Origin of the sequence: Streptomyces sp. NBC_00234 (genome assembly GCF_036195325.1) — a bacterium.
Classification (GTDB): domain Bacteria; phylum Actinomycetota; class Actinomycetes; order Streptomycetales; family Streptomycetaceae; genus Streptomyces.
Genome location: NZ_CP108101.1, coordinates 1,482,739 through 1,505,672 on the forward strand (window position 1 = coordinate 1,482,739; position 22,934 = coordinate 1,505,672).

Sequence of the window (22,934 nt, forward strand, 5' to 3'; positions counted from 1 at the left end):
CTAGGCACTCCGCACCTCGGCTGTTCGGTCGGGGCGGGCCTCGCGGACCACCACGGAGCGGCGGGGCCGCCCCTGTTCGTAACTACGGAAGGCGGCCCAGCACACCAGCAGTGCCACGGCGAACACCGGCAGCCAGGCCAGTCTGGCCAGGACCCAGGCCGCACCGTCGGGGACGGTGTGCAGTCCCGGCAGCGGCTCGCCCGCGAGAAGGCCGGTCGCGGTGACCGTCATCATGGCGGTCTGGTGCCAGAGGAAGACGGTCATCGCGGAGAGGTTGGCCAGCGCCACGACCGCCCACACGGCGGGCCGCGCGAGCACCCTCCGCAGCGGGCCGAGCAGCAGCAGGGCCGCGCCGCACTGGGCGAGCCCGAAGGTCACCGCGGCGAGCGTGGGCGGGTCGAGGTTGGAGACGGCCGCGCCGGGAACGCCGACCATGGACGCCGGGTAGCCGGCGAACAGGACGAGGAGCACAGTGGCGGCGGCTCCCCCGACCAGCAGGAGCCAGCCCGTCGTACGGCCCCGGAGTCCGCCCTTCGCCCAGACGGCGCCCAGGCAGTACGGGACGAGCCAGCCGGCCACCACGTTGACCCCGCCGAGCGAGGCGGGCGCGTCGGCCGCGAGGACCAGCAGGTCGACATGGATCACGACGACGAGCGGCCACAGCGGATGCACCCTCGCCACCAGCGGGGTGGCCGCGGTGAGGACGGCGAAGACCAGCAGGAACCAGAGCGGCGAGAGCACCAGCTTGCAGAGGGTGTACAGCGTTCCGTGGCCGACTCCGGCCAGCGCCATCACGCCCACCGCCACCGCCCACACGGCCAACAGGGCGGCGACCGGCCGGAACAGCCGGGCCAGCCGGGCCCCGAGCCACCGCCGGTAGGACGTCCCCCGGGCGCGGGCGGATGCCCACCCCTGTGCGCCCATGCGTCCACCGACCAGGAAGAACACGGCGAGGGTCTGGAACACCCAGGAGACGGGGGTCAGTTCGGGCATGTACAGGAGGGGGCTCGCGGCGCGCACCGTGCCGCTGTCCGAGACCAGGGCGGTCACCAGCCAGTGGCCGACGACCACTCCGAGGATGGCGAGTGCGCGCAGGGCGTCGACCGCGCGGTCGCGGCCGGGCGGGGTGGCGGCCTCGACGGTCCGCACGAAGTCACGCATGGTGCCGGCCCTCGCTCGCCGCGCGCCCGTTCACGATCCGGGCCATGTTCCGCAGAGGTACGGAACCGGGCCGCAGATAGTCGCTGTGGCCCCCGGAACCCGCGTCGAAGACCTGGGCGCCGAAGGCGGGCGACATCGGGTCGGGCCCGAAGCCGATGGTGGTGAACCCGAGACCGATCCGCCCGTGCGGGACGGCGGCGATCCAGTCGCCGGTGCTCCGGCCCGCCCAGACGGTGGCCGTGGTCCGCAGGCTTCCCGCGGTGTCGGCCCCGGTGCCCGGACTGCCGTACAGCACGATGCCGTCGACCGGCAGCTCCGCCGCGGCGCGGGCACAGACGACCGAACCGTAGGAGTGACAGAGCAGCGTGATGCGGGAGTCGGGCCTGACCGCGCTCAACTCCCCCACGAAGGAGGCGAGTCGGGGAGCAGCAGCGACCGCGCTCCCGTCCGTCAGGACCTCGTGGCTCGCCGTGCCGGGGGTCCGGTAGCCGAGCCAGGCGACGACCGCGGCGCTGTCGCCCAGTTCGCGGCGCAGTGCTGCGGCGCCCGCCCCGAGACGTCCGTACGCGTCGAGGCTCGTGTCCGAACCCGGCACGAGCACGGCGATGCGTCCGGCGTGCGCGAGGTCTCCGAAGACCTCGGTGGTACGGCCGCCGTCGCGGCCGTCGAAGGAGAGGAACCGGCGGCCGGGGTCCGCCATCGCGCGCAGGACGGCGGCCCGTCGCCGGTCGCCGTGACCTGCGGCCGTCCGCTCCGCCGCGCGGATGCCCGCGCGGTTGGCGGCGTACCGCTCGTCGAGGGCCGCCGGGGCCGCGGATCCGAGGGGGCCGAGGTCGGCCGGGGCGGGTGCGGGGACGGCCGCGGGCCCGGCCGCACCCGACACCGGCACCGCCACCGAGGCGGCGACGAGGGCGGCGAGAAGGGTGCGGCGCAGACGGCTGGTGCGCGGGCGGGTCGCCATTGAGGGGGTTCCTTCCGTACCGGAGGCGGGGTGTGCTTCCGGTGCTGAAGGTATGGATCGGCCCTTGTGGTCGGCGTCCCGCTGGAGGGTGCACCTGACGGGTAGCTCTCAGGTACTACGGGTAGGGGCCGGCCCGTCGTGTTCGCGCACGGCCCGCCTCCGGGGCCGGGGCCGGACGCGGGCCGGCGCGCGGCGGGGGCACGGCCACGGGAGTTGCCGGGCCCGTCCGGAGGGTGCCCGGCGCCACGTCATCGGCATCCCCCTTCCGTATGACGCCGACTCAGGCGCCCAAGTGCCCTTTCTTCGACCGGACTTGCCGGGGATGCCTCCCGGGGCCTCTCCGGCCGGTCACAGGGACGCGTACACCGCGTCGATCAGCGCCATCTTGCGCGGGTCGTCGGCGATGTTCGGGCCCATCCGGTTCATGACGTAGCCGAGCGCGACACCGGCTTCGGGGTCGGCCAGGCCGCAGGAGCCGCCCGCACCGTCGTGGCCGAAGGCGCGCGGGTTGGGACCGTAGGAGCGGTTCGCGCCGCTGAGCCACAGGCCGAGACCGATCTCGGTGTCGTGGGCGAAGCCCGCACCCAGGACCAGGTCCCGGCAGCTGCCCTGACCCTCGCGCACCCGCTCCGCCGCCTCCTCGGAGAGGATCCGCCGGCCGCCGAAGCTACCGCGGCCGGCGAGGATCCCGTACAGCGTGGCCACCGCGCGGGCCGTTCCGTGGCCGTTGGCCGCGGGGATCTCGGCGGCCCGCCACTCCCGCGTGTTCGCGGCGGCCACGCCCGTCGGCGGGTTGGCCAGCGAGGCGATGGCGACCGGCTCCATCTGCGCGAAGAACGCCGAGGCCGCACCCGTGACCGTCCTCGGCTGGACCAGTTCGGCGACCCGGCCCTCCTCCTTCTCCGGGAGTCCGACGGTGAAGTCGATACCGAGCGGGCCGGTGACCTCCTGGTGCAGGAAGGCGCCCGGCAGGAGTCCGGTGACCCGGCGGACGACCTCGCCGACCAGGAAGCCGTACGTGAGCGCGTGATAGCCGGAGCGGGTTCCGGGCTCCCACCAGGGTTCGGTCGCGGCCAGCCGGGCGGTGGTCAGTTCCCAGTCGTACAACTCGGCCAGCGTGTGGGGTTCCCTGAGCCCCGCCAGGCCCGCACGGTGCGAGAGGAGGTCCCGTACGCGGACGGATTCCTTGCCCGCTGCGGCGAATTCGGGCCAGTACGCGGCAACCGGGGCGTCGAGGTCGAGCAGCCCCCGGTCGACGAGCAGATGGGCGCAGAGGGCGGTCGGGCCCTTGGTGGTGGACCAGACGTTGACCAGGGTGTCCCGCTCCCAGGGCCGGGTACGGGCCGGGTCGGCCCAGCCGGCCCACAGGTCGGCCACGGGGACGTCGTCGACGAGGACCGCGACGGCCGCGCCCAGTTCCTCGCGCTCGGCGAAGTTCTCCTCGAAGGCGGCACGCACCGCGCCGAATCCGTCATCGCAGTGACCATGGATCTGCGGCACGTCGGGCTCCTCGTTTCGCGCACAGCCTGATGGGTTTCGCGCACAGCCTGACGGCTGGACCGAACGGCAACATACCGACTGGTCGGACCGGCGGGAAGAGGCAGGCGCACACCGGCTCAGCGCGGCGCCGCCTCCAGGCTCAGGCTCCAGCGGCCGGGCACTCCGGTGAGCGTGACCGTGGACAGGGGGCGGACGTCCACGTTCCAGTACGTGGAGGGCGGGGCCTTCAGCGCGTAGACGAGGGCGGCCCGCACGACCGAGGGTTCGGCGACCGCGACGATGAACCCCTCGCAGGCGGGACGGGTGTCGAGCCAGCCCCCTATCCGCGAGATGAACGCCATCAGGGGCTCGCCGCCGTGCGGGGCAGAGCGCGGGTCGGAGAGCCAGGCGTTGACCGCCGCGGGTTCGCGGGCGGTGACCTCGGCCAGGGTCCAGCCCCGCCAGCGGCCCATGTCGCAGTCGCGCAGCGCCGGCTGCGCCATCGGCGCGAAACCGAGCGCGTCACCGGTGGCACGGCTGCGCGGGGTCGGCGAACAGTAGCGCAGCTCGGCTGCGCCGAGCGGCAGAAGCGTGTGCGCGGCGAGCTGGATCTCGTGCCAGCCGGCGTGGTCGAGCGGCCGGTCGTCGTCGAAGCGCTCGGCGAGCAGGGCGGAGCTGCGGGCCGCAGCGACCAGAGAGACTCGAACACTCATGGGCGCGATCGTGGAGCCGAACGCCACGCCGGTCAAGGGGGCACCTGGGGCGGCCGGGTCAGCAGGGCCGGGCGAGCATCCACTTCCCCGGTTCCGCGAGCGGCTGGAAGCCGACCTTCTCGTACACGCCGTGGGCGTCGGCGGTGGCCAGCAGCAGCCGGTACACACCGATCTCCGCGAGATGGTCGCGCACCGCGGTGACGATGCGGACGCCGAGTCCGTGACCTCGGGCGGCGGGGTCGACGTACACGTCGCAGAGCCAGCCGAAGGTGGCCCCGTCGGTCACCACCCGGGCATAGGCGGCCTGCTCGCCCGAGCCGGTGTCGTACGCACCGAAGTTGAGGGAACCGGCGATGGCACGGTCCTGGTGTGCGCGGGTGCGTCCGAGCGCCCAGTAGGCATCGGTGGAGAGCCAGTGGTGGACACGGGCGTGGTCCAGCCTGGCCGGATCGGACGAGATCTCGTACAGGTGCTCGGAAACGCTGGTCATGACGGGAGACTACCGCCCCGCTCCGAGCGGTCGAGAAGCTCCTCGCAGGCGCTGCGCAGCCGCCGTACGCCATCGGTGATCTCGGCCGGTCCCGACACCGCCGCGAAGCTCAGCCGGATGCGTCCCGCCGGTGCCTCCGCGCAGAAGTACGGGCGCCCGGGCGCGACGGCGACGCCCGCGCGCAGCGCCGCGGAGACGACCGCGGACTCCTCGGCCCCGGTCCACGCGTCGGGCAGCCCCAGCCAGAGACTGCCGCCGCCGGACGGCACGTGCGGCAGGGCGAGTGCGGGCAGTTGCAGCCGCAGCGCGGCCGTCATCGCGGTGCGGCGGTCCTTGAGCGCGGTCGCGACCGCGCGCAGATGACGGCCCCAGGAAGGCGAGCCGACCAGTTCGAGGGCGGCCTCCTGGAGCGGCCGGGGGACGAAGAAGCTGTCGACGACCTGGATGGCGCGCAGACGCTCCAGCACCGGCCCGCGGGCGGCCAGGGCACCGACGCGCAGGCTGGGCGAGGTGACCTTGGTGAGGGAGCAGACATGGATGACGACACCGTCCTCGTCCTGGGCCATGAGAGGCGCGGGCAGCGGGCCGGCGTCCTCGTGGACGAGGCGGCGGGCGAAGTCGTCCTCGACGACGAAGGCGCCCGCCTCGCGGGCGATCCGGACGACGTCGCCCCGCCGGTCGGGAGCCAGGACGGCACCGGTCGGGTTCTGGAACAGCGGCTGGCAGACGAAGACGCGGGCGCCGGTCGCCCGGAACGCGGCGGCGAGCAGGTCGGGGCGTACGCCGTCGGCGTCACCGGGGACCGGCACGGGGCGCAGGCCGGTAGCGCGGGCCGCCGCGAGCATGCCCGGATAGGTGGGGGATTCGACGAGGACGGGGGCACCGGGCGGGGCGAGCGCGCGCAGGGCGGTGGCCAGGGCGCTCTGGCCACCCGCGGTGATCAGCACGTCGGCCCCGGTGACGGTGGGACCGATCTCCCGGGCGAACCAGGCCCGCAGCTCGGGAAGCCCGTCCGTGGGCGGACGGCCCCAGGCGCCGGGGCGGCGCCCGGCACGGGCCAGCGCGGCGGCCATGGCGCGCTCGGGCTGGAGCGAGGGGTGGAGGTATCCGCCGTTGAACTCGATGACGCCGGGAGCCGGCGCGGCGAGTGTGACCAGGACACCGGAGGCGTCGACCGTGCGCGGCACCACCTCGGGCCCGCCGTCGGCACTGAGGGACACCTCCTGCCATGAGGTGTCCCCCGGCGGGCGTACCTCGGTACGGGGCTCCGCCCGGAAGGCCCCGGCCCCGGGGCGTGTGACGACGAGCCCTTCGGCGGCGAGCTGGGCGATGGCCCGGGAGACGGTCACCGGGCTCACCCGGAAGCGCTCCACCAGAGCCCGGCTCGACGGCAGCTTTCCACCTGGAGAGTAGCGGTCGAGTTCACCTCGGAGGGCTGCTACCAGCTCGGCCACGCTGCTACGCTCATGCATGAGAGCAGAGAATAGCGCTACTCGCGGCACAGCGATAGCAGTCGGCCCCCTGACCGACGAGCCCGCCGGATCCGGAGCAGATGCCGGAACGGAAGCCGGAGTCGCCGCGGGCCGTGCGCGGGGCCGCGCCGCAGCCGTGGCGGACGCCCCGGCCGCCGGCGGCAACGGGACCCTGCTCGCCGTCCTCGGCGTGGTCGCCTTCTCCCTGACCTTCCCCTCCACGGCCTGGGGCCTGGAGAGTTTCGGCCCGTGGTCGCTGGTCGCCCTGCGCAGTCTTCTCGCCGCGGCCATCGCCGGAACCGTCCTGCTGGCCGGCCGCGTGCCGGTGCCCGAGCGCCGGCACTGGGCGGGCCTGGCGGTCGTCGCGGGCGGCGTGGTGGTCGGCTTCCCCCTCCTGACCACCCTGGCCCTGCAGACCACCACGACCTCGCACGCGGCCGTGGTGGTGGGTTTGTTGCCCCTGACCACCGCGGTCTTCGCCTCGCTGCGTACCGGCTCACGCCCTCCGCGCGCGTTCTGGGCCGCGGCCCTGGCCGGTGCGGCCGTGGTCATCGTGTTCACCGTGCAGCAGAGCGGCGGGGCGCTCTCCGCCGGTGACCTCTATCTGTTCGGCGCCCTGCTCGTGTGCGCCGCCGGGTACACCGAGGGCGGCCGGCTGGCCCGGACCATGCCGGGGTGGCAGGTGATCGGCTGGGCCCTGATCCTGGCCCTGCCGCTCGCGGTGGCGGGTGCGGCGATCGCCCTGCCCTTCGAGCCGGTGCGGCTGACGGCCCACGGCGTCATCGGCCTGGTCTGGGTCGCCGCGGGTTCCACGTTCGTCGGCCTGTACGTCTGGTACCGGGGCATGGCCGAGATCGGGGTGGCGCGGGCCAGCCAACTCCAGCTGGCGCAGCCGCTGCTGACCCTGGTCTGGTCGGCCCTGCTGCTCGGCGAGGAGATCCCGGCAGCCGCTCCGGTGGCCGCGCTGGCCGTGCTCGTCTGCATCGCGGTCACCCAGCGCGCAGGGGTCGGAGCCGCCCGGCGGTCATAGACTTGTCGATATGGATCGCCACCCGTGAGGAGGCCACTCCCGATGGAGGCACACACCGGCGACCGGCTCCTGATCCACGGCAGGACCGTGGGGCAGCACGACAGAGTCGCAGAGATCATCGAAGTGCTCGGTACCGGGGGCGCCCCTCCGTACCGGCTTCGCTACGACGACGGACACGAATCGATCAAGTCCCCCGGCCCGGACTGTGTCGTGCGGCACACGCCCCCGCAGGACAAACAGCGGTAGAGCCGGGAACGACCGCCGGGGACCTCCGAGCGGGGTCCCCGGCCCCTGCCCCCGCCCCGGCGGGGGCAGCCTCGTGTCGCCCTGCCGGCCCTCCCGCGTGACGGGCGTCACGCCCGGCCTCCCGCGGTACGACCCCCAGGTCACCGGCCCCGGATCACGGAGTAACGTCGTGGGGTCGAGGCGGGCACCGGAACCGGACGGGAACCTGCGACACAGGGATCAGCGAAAGGCACGAGGTGACGGACTCTATGGCCGACATTGCACGCGTCGGAGTGGTGGGCTGTGGCCAGATGGGCGCAGGTATCGCGGAGGTGTGCGCCCGCAGCGGCCTTCAGGTCATGGTGGCCGAGACCACCGGCGAGGCGCTGGAGATCGGCCGCACCCGGCTGCACAACTCCCTCTCGAAGGCCGCCGAACGCGGCAAGATCACCGAGGAGGAGCGGGACGAGACGCTCGGCCGCCTCAGCTTCACCACCGACCTCGGCGAGTTCGCCGACCGCGATCTCGTCATCGAGGCCGTCGTCGAGAACGAGCAGGTCAAGACCGAGATCTTCCAGGTGCTCGACCAGGTGGTGACCCGGCAGGACGCGATCCTCGCCTCCAACACCTCGTCCATCCCCCTGGTGAAGCTGGCCGTCGCGACCTCGCGCCCGGACCAGGTCATCGGCATCCACTTCTTCAACCCGGCACCGGTGCAGAAGCTCGTCGAGCTGATCCCCGCGCTGACCACCTCCGAAGAGACGGTGAAGCGCGCGGAGGCCCTGGTCCAGGACGTCCTGGACAAGCACCCGATCCGCGCGCAGGACCGTTCCGGCTTCGTGGTCAACGCCCTGCTGATTCCGTATCTGCTCTCCGCGATCCGGATGTTCGAGTCGGGCATCGCCAGCCGCGAGGACATCGACAACGGCATGGAGATGGGCTGCGCCCACCCGATGGGTCCGCTGAAGCTCGCCGACCTCATCGGTCTGGACACCGTGGCCTCGGTCGCCGACTCGATGTACGCCGAGTACAAGGAGCCCCTGTACGCCGCTCCCCCGCTGCTCCAGCGGATGGTGGACGCGGGCCGGCTCGGCCGCAAGACGGGCTCGGGCTTCTACCCGTACTCCTGAACCACAGCGCGTCCGTGAAGGGCCGGCCGGGATCTCCCGGCCGGCCCTTCGCGCGTTCCGTTTCGGCTCAGCCCAGCCGCATGTGATGGAGCATCATCAGCCCGGCGGCCATGTTGGCGGCGGGGATCTCGCCGCGCGCGATCATGTCGGGCACCAGCTTGAGCGGTATCCATTCGCGGCGCGAGGACTCGAAGTCGTCCTGGGGATGGCCGGTGTACGTGGCCTCACGGGACCAGTAGAGATGGTGCCGGGCGTCGATGAGCCCGTTGGCGGGCTCCACCGTCATCAGCGGCTCCAGCTCACCCGGGCGCCAGCCGGTCTCCTCCTCCATCTCGCGGGCGGCGGCGGAAGCGATGTCCTCACCGTCCTCGACCACGCCCGCCGCGAGTTCCCAGCCCCAGCTGTCGGTGATGAAGCGGTGCCGCCAGAGCAGCAGCACCTCGTTGGCCTCGTTGACGACGGTCGCCGCCGCGACCGGGCGGAGCCGGATGAGGAAGTGGTCGAGGTGCCGCCCGTCGGGCAGGACGACATCCGCCAGATTGACCCGGAACCAACGGTTCTGGTACACCGTGTGCTCGTTTAAGTTCATCCACTGCACAGTTCTGCCACCTTCCGACAAGTCGATGGCAACATCGGAGCAGGGACTGACCGTCAGGGGAACCGACGGCAGGCCGTACGACGGAGCTCACAGAGGCACGCGCAGCGCCCCGTCGATGATCCCCGCGGCCTCTTCGGCATCGGCGCAGCCGCTCGCCACGAGGTGTTCACGGACCGCTCGGAGCCGGTCGCGCAGCCGCCGGGACTCCATGCCCCTGGCCCGTTCGGCCATCTCCGAAGCCGTGCGCGCCGCCCGGTCCGCCTCCCCCTGGAGCAGCTCGATCTGGGTGAGCATCGCCAGCCGGTGCACCTGGCCGCGGTCGTGGGCCGGGGAGCGTACGGCCGCCGCCGCGTGCTCCCGGGCCCCCACCAGATCCCCGAGACCGAGCAGCGCCTCGGCCACCTGCACATTGACCAGGCCGGGCTGGACGTATCCCGTCTCCTCCGGTTCCCGGCCCGGCAGGATCCGCTCGGCCTCCGACTCCGCGCGGCGGATGCACGTGCGGGCGTTGCTCCCGTCGCCGAGATGCGCGTACGCCTTGGCCTGCATCGCGTACAGATCGGCGGCCAGCGCCGGGGTGATGTGGGTGCCCGCCGCCCGCAGCGCGGCCTCGGCGAAGGCGACGGACCGGCGGTACTCGGCCAGGAACAGGGACTGGTTGACCAGCAGCGCGATCACATAGCCGCCGAGCCCCCGGTCACCGCTGGCCTTGGCCAGCCGCAGCGCCTGGTGGAAATAGCGCTGGGCGAGGCCGTGCGCGTCGGAGTCGTACGCGCAGATACCGGCGACGGCCACCAGCCCGCCGGTCGCCCGGTGCAGCTGACGTCCCACCGGGTCGCTGTAACCGCCGCGCAGCAGGGGAGCCGTCTCCGCGTTGAGGAAGCCCACGACCCGTGAACGGGTCGCGACGCCACCGGTCTTGCGGTACATCTGCTCGTAGTGGGCGCGGGCCGCGCGGAGCATCACGATGTCCGCCGGGCTCACGCGGACCGGCCCGGGGCGGGAGACATCGGCGTCCTCGGGCGGGTTCTCCCACTCCCAGACCGGCATCACGGCCGTCGTGCCCGTGACGGCCGGGGCGGTGACGACGTTCGGGCGCTGCTGTTCGTCGGAGCGCCACAGCGCGGTGGCCCCCTCGACGAAGCCGGGAAGGGTGGAGCCGTGCACCACCGTGTTCCCGCCTGCCGGTCCCATTCCGATGTCGTCGAGGGCGAGGGAGCGCTGCAGACGCGCCCCGAGGACGTCGCAGATCAGGTCGGGCACATGCCCGCGCGGTCGCTGTCCCTTGAGCCAGCGGGCCACCGCGGTGTGCTCGTACCGCAGATCCAGACCCCGGGCGCGGCCGGCCCGATTGACATGCCCTGCCAGACCGGCACGGGACATCCCGGCCTCGTCGATCAGGGATTCGAGCAGGATGTTGGGCTCCATTGCCCCCCCCAGTCACGCGTCGCACTGAGCCTAGTGCAGCACGATTCACACGGGGTGTGAACGGAATGCCCGAACCATCCTGCTGTGCGCTCTGTCGCGTCCTGGGGCGAATCGGTTGACTGGGTCGTCTCGCAAGAGGCGGCCGGGTCGTCGGCTCCCCCTCGTACAGTCGACGACCCGCACCCGCGCCGTCCGCTCTGCCGACCTGCCCAACACTCCGTGGCAGCGCGGACGGCGCCGGATCGCACGACCCACTGCCCACGGATCGGAGGGTGGCTGCGGGTCGGTCCGCAGCCGGGTTCCCCCGGTCCGGGGCCTGGACCCGTGTGCGGTCCCCCGCCTCTCGGCGAGCACGGAGGAGGGGCGTATCCGGTGGCCGGATACGCCCCTCCTTATGACGTGGTACCAGCGGATGCCCGCCGGTGCCGTACTACGCGCCGCGCAGCACCGCGCCGGTCCGCTCGGCGGCCAGGGCGACCGCCGCGTCACGGGCGCGCGAGGCCTGGTCGACGGTCAGCGTGCGGTCCGCGGCACGGAACCGCAGCGCGTACGCCAGGGACTTCTTGCCCTCACCGATCTGGTCGCCGGTGAAGACGTCGAACAGCCGCACCGATTCGAGGAGCTTGCCCGCGCCTTCGCGCAGCGCCCCCTCCACCTCGGCGGCGGTGACGTCCTGCCCGACGATCAGCGCGACGTCCTGGGTCGCCACCGGGAAGGTGGAGATCCGCGGCGCCTGGAGGGCGCCGTCGACGGCCTGCTCCAGGACGTCGAGCTCGACCTCCATGGCGCAGGTGCGCTCGGGCAGGTGGAACTCCTTGACGACGCGCGGGTGGAGCTCACCCGCGTGTCCGAAGAGGGTCTCCTCGCCGTTCACCGTGACGTACAGCGCGGCGCAGCGGCCGGGGTGCCACGGCGCGTGCTGGTCGCTCCGGACGATCAGCTCGACGCCCGCCTCACGGGCGATCGTGCGGGCCGCCTCGATGGAGTCCGCCCAGTCGGCCGGGCGGCCCTTGCCCCACCAGCCGGCCTGCTCGCGGGCGCCCGCGAGGACGACGGCGGCGCGGCGCGGCTGACGCGGGAGCGCCGCGTCGAGTCCGGCGATCTCCTCGTCGGTGGGACGGCGGTCGACGGGCAGCCGTACGGCCTGCGTCTCGTGGCCGGTCGGCCGGAAGACCAGACCGGTCTCGAAGAGCGCGAGGTCGTGGCTGCCGCGGCCGTCGTTGCGCCGCAGTGCGCCGAGGAGACCGGGCAGCAGCGTCGTGCGCAGCGCCGGCTCCTCGTCGGAGAGCGGGTTGACGAGCGTGACCGTGCGGCGGCGGGCGTCGTCCTTGTCCAGACCCAGCTGGTCGAGGACGGCGTCGCCGATGAACGGGTAGCTCAGCGCCTCGACGTAGCCCGCTCCGGCGAGCGCCCGGCCGATGCGGCGGTGCAGCCGCTGGCGCTCGGTGAGCCCCCGGCCGGACGGCGGCGTCGGCAGGGTCGACGGAAGGTTCTCGTAGCCCTCCAGCCGGATGACCTCTTCGGCGAGGTCGTTCGGCTCGCCGAGGTCGGGGCGCCAGGACGGCACGGTGACGATCAGCTCGTCCTGCCCGTAGACGTCGCAGCCGACCTGCTGGAGGCGGCGTACGACGGTCTCGCGGCCGTAGCCGACACCGGCCACCCGGTCGGGGTGGTCGGCCGGCATGGCGATGGTGCGGGGCGCGGACGGGGCGCTGATCTCGGTGACGCCCGCCTCGGCGGTGCCGCCCGCGAGGAGGACCAGGAGGTCCACGGTGCGCTGCGCGGCGGCTGCGGCGGCTGCCGGGTCGACACCGCGCTCGAAGCGCTTGGACGCCTCGGACGACAGCTTGTGGCGGCGCGCGGTGCGGGCGATCGAGATCGCGTCGAAGTGCGCCGCCTCGATGACGACCGAGGTGGTGGTGCGCTCACCGGCCGCCGCGTCGGCGATCTCGGTGTTGGCTCCACCCATGACGCCCGCGAGACCGATCGGGCCGCGGTTGTCGGTGATGACGAGATCCTCGGCGTCCAGGACCCGCACGGTGCCGTCGAGCGTGGTGAGCTTCTCGCCCTGCTGGGCGCGGCGCACGCCGATCGGACCGTCGATGAGGGTCCGGTCGTAGGCGTGCAGCGGCTGGCCGAGTTCGAGCATCACGTAGTTGGTGACGTCGACGGCGAGCGAGATCGGGCGCATCCCGGCCTTCTGCAGACGGCGCTGCATCCAGATCGGGGAGCGGGCCTCGGGCTCCAGGCCGACCACGGTGCGCGCGGTGAAGCGGTCGCAGCCGATCGGGTCGGACACCTGCACCGCGTAGCCGAACGCGTTCGGCGCGGGTACGTCGAGGAGTGCCGGGTCGCGCAGCGGCAGCCCGTACGCGATGGCCGTCTCACGGGCGACACCGCGCAGGGAGAGGCAGTAGCCCCGGTCCGGGGTGACGGCGATGTCGAGGACCTCGTCGATGAGCTCCAGGAGCTCGATCGCGTCGGTGCCGACCTCGTGCTCCGGCGGCAGCACGATGATGCCGTGCGTGCCGTCGTCGCCCATGCCGAGCTCGTCGGTGGAGCAGATCATCCCGTGGGAGGTCTTGCCGTACGTCTGACGTGCGGCGATGGCGAATTCGCCGGGCAGTACGGCGCCCGGGAGGACCACGACGACCTTGTCGCCGACGGAGAAGTTGCGGGCTCCGCAGACGATCTCCTGCGGTTCACCGGTGCCGTTGGCCATGCCGACGTCGACCGTGCAGAAACGGATGGGCTTCTTGAAGCCCTCCAGCTCCTCGATGGTCAGGACCTGTCCGACGACCAGGGGGCCCTTGAGGCCGGCGCCGATCTGCTCGACGGTCTCGACCTCCAGACCCACGGCGACGAGCTTGGTCTGTACGTCACGGCCGGTCTCCGACGCCGGCAGGTCGACGTACTCCCGCAGCCAGGAAAGCGGGACGCGCATCAGATCTCCATCCCGAACGGCCGGGTGAACCGGACGTCACCCTCGACCATGTCTCGCATGTCTTCGACGTTGTGGCGGAACATCAGCATCCGCTCGATGCCGAACCCGAAGGCGAATCCGCTGTACTTCTGGGGGTCGACACCACAGGCGATGAGCACCTTGGGGTTGACCATGCCGCAGCCGCCCAGCTCGATCCAGCCCTCGCTGCCGCAGGTGCGGCAGGGGCGGTCCGGGTTGCCGACGGACTCGCCGCGGCAGACGTAGCAGACCATGTCCATCTCGGCGGACGGCTCGGTGAACGGGAAGAAGTTCGGCCGCAGCCGGGTCTTCATGTCCGGACCGAAGAGCGCCTGGACCATGTGGTCGAGGGTGCCCTTGAGGTCGGCCATCGTGAGGCCCTCGTCGACGGCCAGCAGCTCGATCTGGTGGAAGACCGGGGTGTGCGTGGCGTCGAGCTCGTCGGTGCGGTAGACCCGGCCGGGGCAGACCACGTAGACGGGGGGCTTCCGGCTGAGCAGGGAGCGGGCCTGGACCGGCGAGGTGTGCGTACGCAGCACGATGCCGGACTCGTCGCCCGTGGTGGGCTTCCCGTCGGGCGTGGTGCCCTGGACGAAGAAGGTGTCCTGCATCTGCCGGGCCGGGTGGTCGGGCACGAAGTTCAGGGCGTCGAAGTTGAACCACTCCGCCTCGACCTCGGGGCCCTCGGCGATCTCGTAGCCCATCCCCACGAAGACGTCGGCGACGCGCTCCATGATGGTGGTCAGCGGGTGCCGGGCGCCTGCCGGGGTGCGGTCGTAGGGCAGCGTGACGTCGACTGCCTCCTCGACCAGGACCCGGGCGTCACGCTCGGCCTCCAGTTCCTTCTGACGGGAGGCGAGTGCCTTGGAGACGGCACCGCGGGCCTGGCCCACGCGCTTGCCCGCCTCGGCCTTGGCCTGCGGCGGCAGTGCGCCGATCTCCCGGTTGGCGAGCGACAGGGGCGAGGTACCACCGGTGTGCGCGGTCTTCGCCTGGGCGAGCGCGTCGAGGTCGCCCGCGGCGGCGAAGGCGGCGAACGCCTCGTCCCGCATGCGCTCGATCTCTTCCGGTTTCAGTGCCTCGACCTCGACTGGGTCGTACGACTTGTTCGGTGCCGACATCTCTTCCCGTGCTTCCGATTGGCTGATGGCGCGGCCCCGCTCGACGACTGGAGGACGCAAAGGTGCCAAAGGTCGAGTCTAAAGGCCACAGGGAGGCGAAGAAGCCCGTGGGCTGCTCAGGCCAGGTAGGCCGGGGCGCTCACGGGCAGGATAAATCGGAATTCCGCGCCGCCGCCGGGTCCGCGGTCGACGGTGATCGTCCCGCCGTGCGCCTCGACGATGCCCTTGACGATGTACAGGCCCAGGCCGGTGCCGCCGCGCTTGCTCCCCCGCCAGAAGCGGGTGAAGACGCGGCCCATCGACTCCTCGGGGATGCCGGGACCTTCGTCGCTCACGGTGACTGCCGTTCCTGTCTCGTCGCTCTTGGCCGGTGCGGGGGCGATCTCAATGGTGACGGTTCCCTCGCCGTGGCGCACCGCGTTTTCGAGGAGGTTGCCGAGCACCTGATCGACCTTGTCCGGGTCGGCCCACAGCGCGGGCAGCGGCTGCCGGGTGCGTACGAGGAAACGGTCGGGCGCCTGGCCGTTCGCGGTGAGGGCCTGGATGTGGCGCTCGACCGCCGCGGAGATGTCCACGGGCTGGCGGCGCAGTTCCAGGCGGCCGGAGTCGATCCGTGAGATGTCGAGCAGTTCGGCGATGAGCCGGGTGACGCGGTTGGCGTCGGCGTCGACCGTCTCCAGCATCAGCCGCTTCTGGTCGTCGGTGAACCGTTCCCACTTGGCGAGGAGGGTCGCGGTGAAGCCCTTGACCGAGGTGAGCGGGGAGCGGAGCTCGTGGGCGACGGTGGCGATCAGCTCGGCGTGGCTGAGCTCGGTGCGGCGGCGGGCCTCGGTGCCCCGCAGGGAGACCACCAGGCGGCGCACCGGTCCGGTCGGGCTCTCGCGTACGTACCGCGCGGAGACCAGGACCTCGCGCCCGCCGGGCAGGAGCAGATTCCTCTCGGGCTGGCCGACCCGGGTGGCGAGACCGCCGTACGGGTCCGTGAGGGTCCACCAGCGCCGGCCCTTGAGGTCTTCGAGGGGCAGCGCGTGTTCCAGCGGGCGGCCGAGCGCGGCGGCCCGCGGCGTGGCGGTGATCCGGGCCGCGGCGGAGTTGAAGCAGATGACCCTGCCGGTCTCGTCGGCGACGACGAGACCGTCGGGCAGGTCGTCCGGGTCGATGGCCTCGCCGGGAGCGAGGACGGACTCGTCCCTCGTGGCGGCTTCGGCGGTCACGGCGCGCACGACGGCCGTGTGTGTCTCCCGCGGCCTGCTCATGCCGACAGCCATTCCCGTACCCCACCTCTCGAACCGGTGCAGTGGGCCCCCGAGTTCGTCACCCTACTAGTCGTCGGGGAACGAGCGACACCCTGCGGGGGCGCACTGCGCGGGTCCGCCGGTCGGCGGGGTACGGGACGGCCTGATTCAGCCGGTGCCGGGCCGTCGGCTCAGACGGCCGCCTTCACGCGCTCCGCGGACGGGGCGGCTGCCCTGTCGCGCCGTTCCAGCCTGCCCGCGGCGAGGGAGCCGACCGCCGTACAGGCGGCGATGGCCACGAGGAGCAGGGCCGCGCCCCAGGAGGCGCCGTTCGCCGCGCCGGTGAGGGACGTGGCGAGCAGCGGCACGAAGCCGGCCACGACGCCCGCGAGGTTGTACGACATGGCAACGGCGCTGTAGCGGAACGCCTCGGGGAACATGCCGGAGACGACGGCGCCGATGGGGGCGTACGGAATCGAGAGTGCGCCGATCCCGAGCCCCACACCGAGGTAGACCAGGCCCGGGCGGCCGGTGTCGACGAGCCAGAAGGCCGGGAAGGCGACGGCCATCGAGACGAGGCCACCGATGGCGCACACCTTCCAGGCGCCGATCCGGTCGGCGATCCGGCCCGCCACGACGAGCACGGCGATCTCGACGACGGAGCCGATGACCGTGGCGTTGAGCATCACCGACTTGTCGATGCCCAGCTCGTCGGTGCCGTACGAAATGATGAAGGTGGTCATCAGGAAGAAGCCGCCCACACCCAGCAGCGCGGCGCCGATGCCGACGATCATGCGGCCCCAGGTGCGGCGGAACGCCTCGATCAGCGGGGCGGGCTTGGGACCGTTCTTCTCCGCGTCGGCGAGCATGGCGTGGAAGACCGGGGACTCCTCGATGCGCAGCCGCATGTAGAGCGCGAAGCCGAGCAGCGGGAACGCGGCGAGGAACGGCAGACGCCAGCCCCAGGAGTAGAAGTCCTCGTCCGGCAGCAGGCCGACGAGGGCGAAGGCGCCGGAGGAGATCAGGGTGCCGACGGGCGAGCCGAGCTGCGGGATCGAGGAGTAGCTGCCGTGCTTCTCCTTCGGCGTGTGCTCCAGCGTGAGCAGCATGGCCCCGCTCCACTCGCCGCCGACCGAGATGCCCTGGAGGAAGCGGAGGAGGGCCAGGAGTATCGGGGCCCAGATGCCGATGGTGCCGTAGCTGGGCAGCAGGCCGATGCAGCCGGTGGTGACGCCCATCATCACGACGGTGATGATCAGGGCGACCTTGCGGCCGTAGCGGTCACCGATGTGTCCGAAAACGGCTGCTCCGATGGGACGGGCGACGAAGCCCACCGCGAAGGTCACGAAGGACGCGATGGTGCCCACGGTCGGGTCCAGCTCGGGGAAGAAGAGCCGGTTGAAGACCAGGGCGGCGGCGGTGCCGTAGAGGAAGTAGTCGTACCACTCCAGGGCTGTACCGGTGAAGGCGGCGGTCAGCAGCCGCCGGATGTCCTTGATGTCGGGCGAGCTCACACGTTCTCCTGGGGACGGAGGGCCTGGTGGCCTTGAGGGGACGGGGGAACAGGCGGTGCGGGGGTACGGGGGGCGAGCGGGGTCGCGAGGCCGTGCGGATCGTGGGCGGGGTCGCCGCCCACGACGGTCGCGAGGACCTGGATGGCGCCGATCCGGTCCGGATCGGTACGCAGCGGGTCGGCGTCCAGGACGGTGAGGTCGGCGAGGTATCCGGGGGCGAGCCGGCCCTTGCGGCCGGCGAAGCCGGTGGCCCGGGCCGAGCCGTCGGTCCAGGCACGCAGCGCGTCGAGGGCCGGGACCCGCTCCTCGGGGCCGTAGGCGGCGCCCGAGGCGGTGAGCCGCTGGACCATGGCCTGGATCGCGGGCAGGGGTGCGCCCGGTGCGACGGGCCGGTCGGAACTGCCGGGGACGGGCAGCCCGAGGTCGAGGAGCGAACGCAGCCGGTAGGACCAGGCGGTGCGCTCGGGGCCCAGGGACGCGGCCATCGCGTCGCCGAAGGCCGACAGGAAGTTGTGCTGCGGTACGGGGACGGCGCCCAGCGCGGCGAACCGGCGGAGCTGGTCGGGGCGGACGACACCGGCGTGCTCGACGCGGTGCCGGACTCCGGGGCGCGGCAGCTCGTGCTGGGCGCGCTCGAAGGCGTCCAGGGCCAGGTCGACGGCCCGGTCGCCGATGGCGTGGGCGGCCACGGTCCAGCCGGCGCGGTGGGCGGCGACCACTGTCTCGGTCATCGCGTCCGCGTCGTTCTGGAAGTAGCCGGTGGGGTTCTGCGCCTCGGCCTCGTTGTGCGGGCAGCCGCAGAAGGGTTCGCTGACCGCGGCGGTGCGCCCGAGGAGCGAGCCGTCGAGGAAGATCTTGACGGGGCCCAGGGAGAGCAGGTCGTCGCCGAAGCCGGTGCGCATCCCGAGGTCCAGGCCGAAGTCGATGGGGTCGTCGGCGTGCGAGACGAGCGGGTGCAGGACGTCGGAGGCCGCCATCAGCTGGGCGCGGGCGTGCAGACGGCCGGTCTCGCGGGCCAGCTGGTAGGCGGCGAGCTCGACCGGGGTGTGGCCGATCCAGCCGCCGCCGATGCCGGCTTCCGTGAAGCTGGTGATGCCCTCGGTGAGGTAGTGCCGGGTGGCCGCGTCCACCGCGTCGGCGACGGTCTCGACGGGGTACGGCAGGACGTGCCGCTGCACCAGCCGCTGGGCGGTCTCCTCCAGCAGCCCGTCGGGCCGCCCGTGCTCGTCCCGCGAGACGACCCCGCCGTCCGGGTCGGTGAAGGAGGGGTCCAGGACGCCCGCGAGGCGCAGGACCGGGGTGCTGACGACGCAGGCGTGCCCGGAGGTGTGCTTCAGCCAGACGGGGCGCCCGCCCGCGGCCCGGTCGAGGGCGTCCCGGTGCGGATACCGCCCGCCGGTCCGGTTGTGGTCGAGTCCGGCGCCGATCACCCAGGCGTCCTCGGGCAGCGTGGCGGCGTACGCGGCGACGGCGTCGTACACCTCCTCGACCGTGCGGGCCGTGGAGACGTCGAGCTGGGTGAGCGTGAGGCCGAACCAGGCGGTGTGGCAGTGGGCGTCGTTGAAGCCGGGCACCACCGTGGCTCCGCCCGCGTCGACGACCCGGTGGGCGGGGAGGTGCTCGACCTCCTCGTCGAGTCCGACGATCCGGCCGTGCAGCACGCCGAGCGTGCGGGCGGTGGGCCGGGTGTCGTCGAGGGTCAGGATGCGGGCGTCGCGGATCAGCAGGTCGAGTTTCACGGGGCGGCTCTCAGGCGAGGTGGTGCAGCTGGGCCAGCGGCACGGCGTGGGCGGGTGCGGTACCGGTGGGGACGCCGTCGACGAGGACGGGCGCCGGTTCGCGGGGCACCACGACCCGCGGCGTCGCGGTGTTGTGGAGCATGTCGGCCCGGGTGAGGCCGCGGGAGCCGCGGATCGCCGCGTACGTGAGCCCCTTGGGCAGGGCCGCGCGGGCGGCGCGGTCCTCCAGTGCGGCCTGCGAGACGAAGACGCGGGAGAGCCGCGCGGGTGCCTGGCCGAGTGCGCCGAAGTAGGGCCGGTACGTACGGGGCTGGGTCAGCCGGGTCGAACCGGAACCCGATCCGCTGTTGCCCCAGGCCACGAATCCCGCCTTGATGACCAGTTCTGGCTTGGAACCGAAGTAGGCGGGGTGCCAGAGCACCAGGTCGGCGAGGCGCCCCACCTGTGCGGTGCCGACCTCGTGCGCGAGGCCGTGGGCGATCGCCGGATTGAGGGTGATCTTGGCGAGGTAGCGCAGCGCCCGCTCGTTGGCGCGGTGCCCGACACCGCCCTGCCCGTTGGCGAGTGCCTGGAGGTGGGCGAGCTGCCAGGTGCGGCGTACGGTCTCGGCGATCCGGCCCATGCCCATGGAGTCGGAGTTGACGATGGAGATCGCCCCGAGGTCGTGCAGGGCGTTCTCGGCGGCGATGGCGTGGGCCCGGATGCGGCCCTTGGAGATCTCCACATCGCTGGCGGAGTGGTGGTTCTGCCGGTGCACGGTCATCGTCATCGGGAAGAGTTCGCCGACGGTGTTCGGGGTGTACGGGATCGTCGGCGTCGTCGAGGACGGCAGGATGTTCGGCTCGGAGAGGATCTCCAGCAGATCGGGATGACCCCCGCCGCCCTCCACGTGGTAGGCGTGCACGGTCCGGCCCCGGGTCGAGCCGATGGTGTCGCGCAGGTAGCCGGACTCGTTCATCGAGTCGGTGTGCAGGGCCACCGGGAGATCGGCGGCCTCCGCGGTGTCGAGGCAGTTGTCGATGATGCGCGGGGTGGCCCCGAAGTCCTCGTGGATCTTGAAGCCGCCCGCCCCGGCGAGCACGGACTCGTCGAGGAGGGTGCGGGAGCTGGACGAGCCGCGCGCCAGGAACGCGATGTTGAGCGGGGTGCCCTGCCAGGAGCTCATCAGCGTGTGCAGATTGTGCGCCGGGTTGCAGCCGATCTCCCAGACACCGCCGAGGCCCATGCCGACGAGCGTGGTCACTCCGGCGGCGAGTGCCGCGGGGGCCACGTCGGGAGAGGAGAGGTGGACATGGCTGTCGACGATTCCGGGGGTGGCGATCAGGCCCTCGCCGGGGACGACCGAGGTGTGCGAGTCGATGGCGTACTCGACGGGCATGATGTCGGGGTTCCCGACGCCGCCGACCGAGACGATGCGGCCGTCCTTGATGCCGATGTCGGTCTTGCGGATCCCGAGGACCGGGTCCATGAGCACGACCCCGGCGACCACCATGTCCAGGGCGGAGTCCCGGTCGGAGCGGGGCGAGGCCAGCAGCCCGTCGCGCACGGTCTTGCCGCAGCCGCCGAGCAGTTCGTCACCGGGCGTGCCGTCGTCCGCCTCGACCTCGACCCACAGCTCGGTGTCGCCGAGCCGGATGCGGTCGCCGGTCGTGGGTCCGTACAGAGCGTTGTACGTACGTCGGTCGATGCTGGTCATGCGCGCTCCTCGGACGGTGCGTGGTGCGGGTGGCGGGAGAGGGGGACCAGCGAGACCTCGCGGGACTCCCCCGGCTCGAAGGCCAGCGCGGTGCCGGCCGCGACGTCGAGCCGCAGACCCCGCGCCGCCGTCCGGTCGAGCTCCAGGGCCTCGTTCACCTCGTGCAGCGGATAGTGCGAGGAGACGAACACCGTACGGTCACCGGTGTTGCGGACGGTGAGGGTGGTGCGGGTGCGCCCCTCGTTGATCAGCACCGGGTCGGGGGCGGTCCGTACGGCTCCGGGGGCCGACGCCGGTGTGCCCGCGCCGATCGGTCGGTCGACGGCGACGAGCGCGGTGCCGCTCGGGAAGAGCGCTTCGACCTGGACGGTGGTGACGATGTCCGGGACACCCTCCATCACGTCGGCCTCGGTGAGCACGGAGCGGCCCACCTCGATGACCTCGTCGAGGGAGAGCCCGTCCCAGGCGGCTTCCAGCACCTCGTCGCAGATCAGGGCGATGGCCTCCGGCGTGTTGAGCCGTCGTCCGCGCGCCCTGCGGCGGCGGGCCAGTTCGGCAACGGTGAACAGTTGGAGACGCTCCTGCTCGCGCGGCGTCAGATGCACTGCCAGGACCTCCCGGAGGAAACGGAACCGCATGCGATGTGCGGGATCGCCCCAGCTTCGAGGGCAACGAGCACAAATCCAACGTCGAAACATCACCCGTACAGCCCCTTACATTGGTCACATGCACACTCCGGTGACCAATTTCCCTCCTCCCTCGCGTCGGATCGCGGAGCTGGCGGGCCAGTGCCTGGACAACATCGACGGGCTGATCGGCCAGTGGATGGAGATGATCAACCCGGTGCGCAGCGCCTACGCGGAGCGGGTGCCGGACGCCGACTTCCGCAGTTCGGCCTGGCAGGCGTTCGAACTGCTGCTGCGCACGGTGGCGCAGCTGCCCGTCCCCGCCCACATCGCCGGGGTCTCGGAACGGGTCGGTGAACAGCGCGCCCGTCAGGGCGTCCCGCTCGACGCCCTGCTGGAGGCGGCGAGGCTGGACTTCCGCGTGGTCTGGGCGGCGCTGGTTCAGCGGGCCGACGAGGCGGACATGGCGGATCTCGTGACGTCCGCGTACCACGTGTGGGAGGCCGTCGAGAGCCATGTCACCGGCATCATGACCGCGTACCAGCGCACGGTCCTGGAGATGGGCCGGCGCCAGGAGGACGAGCGGAGGATGTGGTTCTCCCGGCTCCTGGAGAGCGAGGGCCGCAATCCGACGGTGGTACGCGACGCGGCGCTGGCCCTGGGTTTCGGGAGCGCGGGAGACTTCCTGTGCGCCGCCGCTCCGGCGGCGGAGGGCTCGGGACTGCACAGGGCGGCGACGGCGCTGCGGGCCGCGGGCGCGCCGGTGCAGTACCAGGCGGTCGGCGGGGACGCGGTGCTCGTGGTGGAGCTGGGCGGGCGGACTACCTGGCAGTCGGTGCTGGTCCGTCTCGCGTCCACGCCCTGCGGGGTGTCACCGCGGGCGGGCGGACTGGCGGCGGTGCCGAGGGCCGCCGTACTGGCCATCGCGACCGCGCAGATGCTGCCGCCGGACGCGCTGGCCCCGCGGCTGCTGGAGGACAGCTGGCTCGACGTCCTGGTGCGGCGGGCCGGGGACTTCGGTGCGGACCTGGCCACCGACGTACTGGGCGGCCTCGACGCCCCGGGCGTCTCCGCCTCGGAGCGGGCGCGCCTGCTGGAGACCGTCACGGTGCATCTGCAGGGCAGCGGCTCCATCGCGGACACGGCGACCGCGCTCTACTGCCACCGCAACACGGTCCAGCACCGGTTCGCCCGCTTCCACGAGCTGACCGGCCGCGATGTACGGCGCCCGGACGACGCGGCACTGGTGGCGGTGGCCCTGCGGGCGCGTGGCATCGAGGACCAGGCGGGACGCGGAGGCGCCTCCGCCACGCTCAGGGCCTAGGGAGTGTCCGAGGGCACCGCGGCCGGACGG

General features: G+C 72.6%; 19 protein-coding genes. 4 read left to right on the top strand and 15 right to left on the bottom strand.

Annotated features, from left to right (window positions below; translation table 11 throughout):
* From OG230_RS06350 to OG230_RS06375, 6 genes are all read right to left on the bottom strand, one after another.
* The gene (locus OG230_RS06350) at positions 1–1,161 is read right to left on the bottom strand and encodes an acyltransferase family protein (RefSeq protein ID WP_328909139.1); all 1,161 of its coding nucleotides are present in this window, start codon (positions 1,159–1,161) and stop codon (positions 1–3) included.
* On the bottom strand, positions 1,154–2,122 hold the full coding sequence (locus OG230_RS06355) for an alpha/beta hydrolase (RefSeq protein WP_328909140.1): 969 nt from the start codon (positions 2,120–2,122) through the stop codon (positions 1,154–1,156). The genes OG230_RS06350 and OG230_RS06355 overlap by 8 nt, the downstream gene beginning before the upstream one ends.
* 348 nt (positions 2,123–2,470) lie before the next feature.
* Positions 2,471–3,622 (bottom strand): serine hydrolase domain-containing protein, encoded by a 1,152-nt coding sequence (locus OG230_RS06360; protein ID WP_328909141.1) that lies wholly within the window; start codon positions 3,620–3,622, stop codon positions 2,471–2,473.
* A gap of 116 nt (positions 3,623–3,738) precedes the next feature.
* Positions 3,739–4,314, bottom strand: coding sequence for a histidine phosphatase family protein (locus tag OG230_RS06365; RefSeq protein WP_328909142.1), 576 nt, complete (start codon positions 4,312–4,314; stop codon positions 3,739–3,741).
* A 58-nt stretch (positions 4,315–4,372) separates the two neighbouring features.
* Positions 4,373–4,804, bottom strand: coding sequence for a GNAT family N-acetyltransferase (locus OG230_RS06370; protein WP_328909143.1), 432 nt, complete (start codon positions 4,802–4,804; stop codon positions 4,373–4,375).
* On the bottom strand, positions 4,801–6,276 hold the full coding sequence (locus OG230_RS06375) for an aminotransferase-like domain-containing protein (protein ID WP_328909144.1): 1,476 nt from the start codon (positions 6,274–6,276) through the stop codon (positions 4,801–4,803). The genes OG230_RS06370 and OG230_RS06375 overlap by 4 nt, the downstream gene beginning before the upstream one ends.
* Here OG230_RS06375 and OG230_RS06380 point away from each other — a divergent pair.
* The 3 genes from OG230_RS06380 (at position 6,275) to OG230_RS06390 (ending at position 8,661) form a co-directional block, all read left to right on the top strand.
* Entirely contained in the window at positions 6,275–7,306 is a 1,032-nt protein-coding gene (locus OG230_RS06380) for a DMT family transporter (protein WP_328909145.1), read from the top strand. The genes OG230_RS06375 and OG230_RS06380 overlap by 2 nt on opposite strands.
* Before the next feature lie 42 nt (positions 7,307–7,348).
* Positions 7,349–7,552 carry a DUF1918 domain-containing protein gene (locus OG230_RS06385; RefSeq protein WP_328909146.1) on the top strand — a complete coding sequence of 68 codons (204 nt, stop codon included), beginning with the start codon at positions 7,349–7,351 and terminating at the stop codon, positions 7,550–7,552.
* Between the two features lie 248 nt (positions 7,553–7,800).
* Entirely contained in the window at positions 7,801–8,661 is an 861-nt protein-coding gene (locus OG230_RS06390) for a 3-hydroxybutyryl-CoA dehydrogenase (RefSeq protein ID WP_328909147.1), read from the top strand.
* 67 nt (positions 8,662–8,728) lie between these two features.
* Here the strand turns inward: OG230_RS06390 and OG230_RS06395 are convergent, their stop codons facing one another.
* The 9 genes from OG230_RS06395 to ureA all read right to left on the bottom strand — a co-directional run bounded on the left by OG230_RS06395 (position 8,729) and on the right by ureA (position 21,559).
* Complete coding sequence (locus tag OG230_RS06395) at positions 8,729–9,259, bottom strand: NUDIX hydrolase (RefSeq protein WP_328909148.1); 531 nt, start codon at positions 9,257–9,259, stop codon at positions 8,729–8,731.
* An 87-nt stretch (positions 9,260–9,346) separates the two neighbouring features.
* Positions 9,347–10,687: a transcriptional regulator gene (locus OG230_RS06400; RefSeq protein ID WP_328909149.1), complete on the bottom strand. Its 1,341-nt coding sequence runs from the start codon at positions 10,685–10,687 to the stop codon at positions 9,347–9,349.
* Between the two features lie 430 nt (positions 10,688–11,117).
* Positions 11,118–13,631: a phenylalanine--tRNA ligase subunit beta gene (gene pheT / locus OG230_RS06405; RefSeq protein ID WP_328909150.1), complete on the bottom strand. Its 2,514-nt coding sequence runs from the start codon at positions 13,629–13,631 to the stop codon at positions 11,118–11,120.
* The gene (pheS, locus tag OG230_RS06410; RefSeq protein ID WP_328909151.1) at positions 13,631–14,770 is read right to left on the bottom strand and encodes a phenylalanine--tRNA ligase subunit alpha; all 1,140 of its coding nucleotides are present in this window, start codon (positions 14,768–14,770) and stop codon (positions 13,631–13,633) included. The genes pheT and pheS overlap by 1 nt, the downstream gene beginning before the upstream one ends.
* A 116-nt stretch (positions 14,771–14,886) precedes the next feature.
* Positions 14,887–16,038 (bottom strand): sensor histidine kinase, encoded by a 1,152-nt coding sequence (locus tag OG230_RS06415; RefSeq protein ID WP_328909152.1) that lies wholly within the window; start codon positions 16,036–16,038, stop codon positions 14,887–14,889.
* A 158-nt stretch (positions 16,039–16,196) separates the two neighbouring features.
* A complete protein-coding gene (locus OG230_RS06420) occupies positions 16,197–17,519 on the bottom strand; it encodes an MFS transporter (protein WP_328909153.1) in 1,323 nt (440 codons plus the stop codon).
* Positions 17,516–19,258: an amidohydrolase gene (locus OG230_RS06425; RefSeq protein ID WP_328909154.1), complete on the bottom strand. Its 1,743-nt coding sequence runs from the start codon at positions 19,256–19,258 to the stop codon at positions 17,516–17,518. Before OG230_RS06425 ends, OG230_RS06420 begins: the two co-directional genes overlap by 4 nt.
* A gap of 10 nt (positions 19,259–19,268) precedes the next feature.
* On the bottom strand, positions 19,269–20,954 hold the full coding sequence (locus OG230_RS06430) for an urease subunit alpha (protein WP_328909155.1): 1,686 nt from the start codon (positions 20,952–20,954) through the stop codon (positions 19,269–19,271).
* A complete protein-coding gene (ureA, locus tag OG230_RS06435) occupies positions 20,951–21,559 on the bottom strand; it encodes an urease subunit gamma (protein ID WP_328909156.1) in 609 nt (202 codons plus the stop codon). Before ureA ends, OG230_RS06430 begins: the two co-directional genes overlap by 4 nt.
* 121 nt (positions 21,560–21,680) lie before the next feature.
* On the opposite strand from ureA, the gene OG230_RS06440 reads away from it, so the two are divergent.
* A complete protein-coding gene (locus OG230_RS06440) occupies positions 21,681–22,904 on the top strand; it encodes a PucR family transcriptional regulator (protein ID WP_328909157.1) in 1,224 nt (407 codons plus the stop codon).
* Positions 22,905–22,934 lie beyond the last annotated feature (30 nt).